This is a genomic window from Bacillus sp. AP50 (assembly GCF_040492675.1).
Classification (GTDB): Bacteria; Bacillota; Bacilli; order Bacillales; family Bacillaceae_G; genus Bacillus_A; species Bacillus_A cereus.
Genome location: NZ_JBEUTW010000254.1, coordinates 1 through 4,974, shown reverse-complemented (window position 1 = coordinate 4,974; position 4,974 = coordinate 1). Strand labels below are relative to the sequence as shown.

The following is a 4,974-nucleotide window of genomic DNA, read 5'->3' as shown; positions in this document are numbered from 1 at the left end:
TTATATACCTTATAAGTATAAATATAACACATTACTACGATAACCTCTATATTTACACGGAATATTCTGTTTATTAACAAGTCATTTTAGTTAAGTGTTAACATACCATACAGGCATGTGTATTCAATTTATTATTCTCCTATTTACTTTAAAACTACTACAATTAAGCGAAGTATGAATGAATTATTAAAGCACGGAAAATCTTCCCGTGCTTTTTCAAAAAAATATATTATTCCGGATGATTTCATTCACTTACCCTAGCTGACGTTTAAATGCTTTACTAGCAAAGAAGTAAGCAATAACCATAATTCCGACGCACCAAGCGAGCGCAATCCAAATATCGTTTCCAACAGTTCCTTCATATAAAAGAGCACGAATCGCATTCACGATTGAAGTTACAGGCTGATTCTCTGCAAACGCACGAACAATTTTTGGCATCGTTTCGGTAGGCACAAAGGCCGAACTAATAAATGGAAGAAAAACTAGCGGGTACGAGTAAGCAGTCGCCCCTTCCATAGACCTCGCTTTCAATCCTGGAATGATAGCTAGCCATGTTAGCGCCAGCGTAAACATCCCAAGTATCCCAGCTACCGCGAGCCAATCTAGAATATTAGCACTGGAACGGAAACCCATTAAGAGTGCAACAAGAATAACCACCACGATAGTAAGTACATTAGCAACAAGAGAGGTTAGAACGTGAGCCCACAATATCGATGAGCGCTTAATAGGCATCGTAATGAAACGTGCCATCAGCCCACTCTTTACATCCGTAAAGAGTCGCACGGAAGTGTAAGCTACACCGGATGCGATAGCCATTAGCAAAATTCCCGGCAATAAATAATTGACGTAGTTATCTGTTCCTGTCTGTATAGCCCCACCAAATACGTATACAAACAATAGCATCATCATAATCGGTGTAATCGCTACCGTAATAATTGTATCTGGACTACGCATAATATTGCGCATTAAGCGCCCAAGTAATACCCCTGTTTTGCTTTTCATTTACATCTCCTCCTTTTTGCCAATGATTGCAAGGAATATTTCTTCCAATGTAGGCTGCTTCTCGATATACTCCACTTTTGCCGGTGGGAACATCTCTTTCAGTTCAGTAAGAGTACCTGTCGTAATAATTTTTCCGCCATGCAAAATTGCGATACGATCAGCCAGTTGTTCTGCTTCCTCCAAGTACTGAGTCGTAAGCAAAATAGTTGTACCACTATCAGCAAGTTCCTTGACTGTATCCCACACTTCGATTCGCGCTTCAGGATCAAGTCCAGTCGTTGGTTCGTCAAGAAAAATAACTGCTGGCGCCCCAATCAAACTCATCGCGATATCAAGCCGGCGCTTCATCCCGCCTGAATACTGATCTGCCCTTTCGTTTGCCGCATCAGTCAGGCTAAATCTTGCAAGTAGATTGTCAGCAACTTGAGCGGGATTGGAAACACCACGTAATTTGGCGATCATTATCAAGTTTTCCCTCCCTGTCAGCATACCGTCTAAAGCTGCGAACTGCCCTGTCAAACTGATACTTTGACGAACATGGTCTGGTTGACGCTGTACATCAAATCCGCAAATACTTACTTCACCGCTATCTTGCTTCATTAGCGTCGAAAGGATGTTAACCGTTGTCGTCTTTCCCGCTCCATTTGAGCCTAGCAGCGCGAAAATTTCTCCACGCTGCACCTCAAAATCTACCCCTTTTAAAACTTCCTTGTCTTTAAAGGATTTTTTCAAGCCTTTTATAGAAATCGCTGCATTACTCATACTTTTTTCCTCCCTATAAAAATGTTTTGCGGAGATAATTTATTTACCTCTATCTATTTAGTACCACTGATATTCTGTATCACTTAGTACCAAGCTAAAAATATAACTGAATAGCTATGGTGGCAATTCATATGTGTAACCAGCTAATCAGTCGGTATTACTTATTCCATTTATTTTTTTCTCAATTTCTTCATAATACTTTCATTCAAATCTTCACGATACTTGGAGACGTAAGTTTTAGCATTTGCCACTAGTTCGTCAGCAAAGGAAGCCACGTCATCCCCAGTAATGTCAAGCACTTGTCTTCCTTCTGCTGCACCAGCTTCAAACAAATCGATTAATTCATACTGTATGTGTAACATATCCATCCCGTTACCCGCTGAGAAATTCCACATGTAGTTTTGAATTTTCTTAAATACAAATTGGTAGTCCTCTGGCAGAGCCTCAACTCGTGCCATCATCATTTTGTACTCTTTTTTATCACCAATTAACTTTTTAAACATTTCTAACATCTTATTTTCCTCCTTTTTTATAAAACCGAACAAGAAATTCCCAAAGTATCGGCCGGAACATTTTATCTTATGAACCTATTTTGACTTCAAGACGTTAATTTTTGACGATACAAAATCCCATTTTTTCCAAAACAATTCAAGCTCTTGGCGGCCCTCTTCATTTAATGAATAAAACTTACGAGGCGGTCCCATATCTGATGGTTTCTTTTCAATATTCACAAGCTTTTTCTTCTCTAATCGTACAAGGATGGTATACACCGTACCTTCCACAACTTCGGTAAACCCAAGATCATTCAGATGGCGGGTAATCTCATAGCCATACGTTTCACGGCGACTGATGATTTCCAGTACACACCCTTCCAGTGAACCTTTTAGCATTTCAGTTAAATTTTCCATGTCCTGATCCTCCTTTACCCCCTATTCTGTCTGACTTATATTCAGTATCACAGAGTACTAAGGCGAATTTTTTTACTGAATAGCTTTTGAGTAAAACCACACTATTCAGTATCACTTATTACAACTACATTGTATGACTAAGTAGTTGTGGATGTCAACTTTATTTTCAAAAAAATTAAAAATCCGCTTTACCCTAACCGGATACAGCCTCCTTTTTTGTTGTAAGGGCCATCAAACTAGTAAAACAGAGCTGATTCAAAGTGTAATTTAAATCAGCTCTGCTTTATTGTTTTCATACCGTTATATCTTGTTTTTTCACGATACAAACTGTTTCTCCCTACCATTCCCATTGCATATAAAGCATAAAGGCAAGTGCGGTCAGAGAAAATTTCCAGAGATTATCCGTACATGATACGAGCCCCCAAAATACAATTCTATTAGAAATCTGTTCTCTGTATTCTCTTTTATTTTATTTCTGATAGTTGATTAGCAACACTATCTAAAAATTTTTCTACCTTTTCTTTTGATGTATCCGGCGCATGATAACCGATCGTAAATGTAAGCCTTCCATTATAAGAGCTTGCTCCCATTGAAAAGAATGGTGCATACATAATAGGTGATGTCATATACCCGTCCTCAGCTTGAATTTCACCAAACTGAATAGGTTCCTCAGCGATTACTCCCAAATTTGTCAGTAATGGCAACGCCATCCCCATCTGTACAGCCTGTTCATATTGCTGATTATACATTTCCTTCACTGTAGATAGCTTCATTTCTGCCAGTAACTCCATTCCTGCTGCTGAAGAAAGACCTGGATTTTGAGACTTTATTTTATCCATTGATTGTTTAACTCGAACAAGAGTCTGCTTAAATGTTTCATCGTCTTCCATTTTAATCACTGGCATTTCCATACCGGATAAGTTGCAAATAGCACCAGTTGTATTATTAGGCAGATATCGACGTAAATCAATTGTCAAGCCAATCATTTTTTCTGCAGTGCGAGGTTCTGCATACACAGTGAAATGTGATAAAGCTCGGAAGTATGCAGTCATGATTACATCATTCAAGGTAGCCTGTTGAGCTTTTGTCCATTGGGTTAAACGTAGAGTTTGCTCATGGCTCAATCGCCGTACGGACATTTGGGGAAATTTATTTTTGTTAGGTTGAGATGGAAAAGACCATAACGATGCCTGTTGTTCTTGGTTAGGACGATACGCACTTTTTATGTCCGATATTCCAGCGTATTTGAATACATGTGATTGATCTCGACAACTCTCATTTCCCTTATCAAATTCCTTTATAATTTGCTTCTTAGACCGTCCCAATGAAAGGTGAGTATATATCATTCCAAGCAATTTAATATATTCCTTGACTCCTGCACCATCTGAACATAGATGAGACAATTTCACAACTAACATATCTGTTGTAGTGCCCCGTAATAATTTCGTTTGAACCATAGGCCCCTGAATACGATCACCAGGTTCCTTAATAAAATCTATTGCCATTATTTCAAGTTCTTGATTATTTCCTTCTGCAAAAAAGCAAATAGATGAGTTAGTGTCAGATGAATGTTCCTCCCAGTAAGGAATATCATTTTCTACAAACCGGCTGTTCAAAACTGGTTGCAATTGCAACGTTATCCTTACTGATTCTTCAAGTATTTCCTTGGATATACCTACAGGAAAATAAAGAACTGCATTAATTTGTTGATCTGCAGAATAAAGACCTAATACATAATTCATTCGATCTTGTGGTGTTACTGAATACTTTCTTTTCTCCATAATTCCGTCCCCCTTTAGGACTTTTTGTATAACCCTATTTTCCATATGCTTATAATTTTTCTAGTCATTTTTCTTCAAGAGCTAATAACGCTTATTTTTCGAATTTTTAACGAAATCATCTTCTCCGTATTGGTTTCATTCTTTTTGCAGGTGATATATTCATTATTTTATTGTTATCAACACTGCCTAACCTCACAACAAAACCAAACAAGAATAAATTAAGTTTATATATACGTAAACATTTTATTATAACGTCTATAAATTATCAATATAGCAAATAAATCGTTTTTATGTCTGTCAATAAAAAATAATATATTCAAGGGCCACTTCATCATAAAAGATTGATGTGCATGTAAATGTACCCCTATCACTTTCAAAATAAGAATGAGAATTTTTCCAACAAAATAAGCTGCAGTTATTGATTTTACAGTAAGAAAAGCCCCTCCATTTTGAAGATGCGCAATCAAAATGAGTAGGGCTATTTCCAATTTAAATTTTATAAAAGAATGATTATCATAAAT

Annotated in this window: 6 protein-coding genes; all 6 read right to left on the bottom strand. The window is 37.3% G+C overall.

Annotated elements, in window-relative coordinates; genetic code table 11:
• Positions 1 to 252: 252 nt before the first annotated feature.
• Entirely contained in the window at positions 253 to 1,002 is a 750-nt protein-coding gene (locus ABWK52_RS18605; protein WP_087948616.1) for an ABC transporter permease, read from the bottom strand.
• Positions 1,003 to 1,764 carry an ABC transporter ATP-binding protein gene (locus ABWK52_RS18600; protein ID WP_098541127.1) on the bottom strand — a complete coding sequence of 254 codons (762 nt, stop codon included), beginning with the start codon at positions 1,762 to 1,764 and terminating at the stop codon, positions 1,003 to 1,005.
• 170 nt (positions 1,765 to 1,934) lie between these two features.
• Entirely contained in the window at positions 1,935 to 2,276 is a 342-nt protein-coding gene (locus tag ABWK52_RS18595; protein ID WP_000891986.1) for a DUF1048 domain-containing protein, read from the bottom strand.
• A gap of 75 nt (positions 2,277 to 2,351) precedes the next feature.
• Entirely contained in the window at positions 2,352 to 2,672 is a 321-nt protein-coding gene (locus ABWK52_RS18590; RefSeq protein ID WP_000429488.1) for a PadR family transcriptional regulator, read from the bottom strand.
• Positions 2,673 to 3,136: 464 nt separating this feature from the next.
• Positions 3,137 to 4,453, bottom strand: coding sequence for a condensation domain-containing protein (locus tag ABWK52_RS18585; RefSeq protein ID WP_000415483.1), 1,317 nt, complete (start codon positions 4,451 to 4,453; stop codon positions 3,137 to 3,139).
• Positions 4,454 to 4,677: 224 nt separating this feature from the next.
• Positions 4,678 to 4,974, bottom strand: a 297-nt coding sequence (locus ABWK52_RS18580) for a hypothetical protein (RefSeq protein ID WP_353772066.1), incomplete at its 5' end; no start/stop codon positions are given.

What these genes read in the sequence shown, in the direction of transcription:
- ABWK52_RS18605 (WP_087948616.1), bottom strand. Translation starts at nt 1,002, where the DNA reads ATGAAAAGCAAAACAGGGGTATTACTTGGGCGCTTAATGCGCAATATT.
- ABWK52_RS18600 (WP_098541127.1), bottom strand. Translation starts at nt 1,764, where the DNA reads ATGAGTAATGCAGCGATTTCTATAAAAGGCTTGAAAAAATCCTTTAAA.
- ABWK52_RS18595 (WP_000891986.1), bottom strand. Translation starts at nt 2,276, where the DNA reads ATGTTAGAAATGTTTAAAAAGTTAATTGGTGATAAAAAAGAGTACAAA.
- ABWK52_RS18590 (WP_000429488.1), bottom strand. Translation starts at nt 2,672, where the DNA reads ATGGAAAATTTAACTGAAATGCTAAAAGGTTCACTGGAAGGGTGTGTA.
- ABWK52_RS18585 (WP_000415483.1), bottom strand. Translation starts at nt 4,453, where the DNA reads ATGGAGAAAAGAAAGTATTCAGTAACACCACAAGATCGAATGAATTAT.